Source organism: Lamprobacter sp. (assembly GCF_034860625.1).
Taxonomy (GTDB): domain Bacteria; phylum Pseudomonadota; class Gammaproteobacteria; order Chromatiales; family Chromatiaceae; genus Lamprobacter.
In genome coordinates this window covers 1-1,050 of the sequence record NZ_JAYESN010000596.1, presented here as the reverse complement: position 1 = coordinate 1,050, position 1,050 = coordinate 1, and the positions used below count along the sequence as shown (strand labels likewise).

The window sequence follows — 1,050 nt, the reverse complement described above, 5'->3', positions numbered from 1 at the left end:
GAGAACCGCATAAAGACCTCCATTGTCAGCGGCACCTTGCAGACCTGCGCCGATCTTGGCATGCGGGTTATCGCCGAAGGGGTGGAAACCGAGGGTGAGTTCAACACCCTGCGCGCGCTTGGTGTGAAGCTGTATCAAGGTTATCTCTTTGCCCGGCCCGGCTTTGAAAGCCTGCCCGAGGTGAACTGGCCATCACCCTGCTGAGCCCGGCGCCCGCGTGCTGATCCGCAACGCCGGCGAGAACGCACTGCTGGTCTATTTGGCCAAGCAGGGCGAACAGCCAAGCCCCACAGTCTCGGCCAGGGTACAGGCGCTGGTTGAAGCCTTGCCCCAGGCACTTGGCGCGCTGTTGTTGGACATGATTCCCTCCTACACCTCGGTACTGGTGCTATACGACGCCACCGCGCTGGATGCGATCACCCTGCGACGACGCCTGAGAGAGCTGGTGGAGGGGCTGGCGTCAAAGCCTGCGCCACCTGGCCGCGTGGTGGAACTGCCGGCGTGGTACGCACCGGAAGCTGGTGCTGATCTGGAATCGCTGGCTGCGCACGCGCGAATCAGCACAGATGAATTGATCGCTGTGCACAGCGGCACCGAATACCGCGTCTACGCCATCGGTTTCGCGCCCGGCTTTGCCTACCTGGGCGAGGTAGACGCCCGCATCGCCGCGCCGCGCCTGCCTAGCCCGCGCGCACAGGTGCCGCGCGGCAGCATCGGTATTGCCGACCGGCAGACCGCCGTCTATCCCACCGCCTCACCCGGCGGCTGGAACCTGATCGGGCGCTGCCCGCTGCGTCTGTTTGACCCCTCGGCCATCCCGTGCATGCCGCTGGCCGTGGGCGACCGCGTGCGCTTCAGACCCATAGGGCGGGAGGAGTACCTGGCGCTGGGCGGTGAGCCTTGATCCTCGCCATTTCCATTATTCCAGCCAAAAAAAAGGGCGCCCCAAGGCGCCCTTTTTTTGGCTCTCTGATCGGCAGCCCGGCAGCTGACGCGGCCGGGCATGCCCCTTGGGTACACTGCTTAACCGCTCAGAGCGAGCCCTGTACA

2 protein-coding genes are annotated in these 1,050 nt (G+C 64.9%); both read left to right on the top strand.

The annotated features are described in order from the left end of the window. Positions 1-204 (top strand): EAL domain-containing protein (locus VBE63_RS30110; protein ID WP_323686636.1); only part of this gene is annotated, 204 nt, incomplete at its 5' end. A gap of 13 nt (positions 205-217) precedes the next feature. After that, complete coding sequence (gene pxpB, locus VBE63_RS30105; protein WP_323686635.1) at positions 218-904, top strand: 5-oxoprolinase subunit PxpB; 687 nt, start codon at positions 218-220, stop codon at positions 902-904. Positions 905-1,050: the final 146 nt, after the last annotated feature.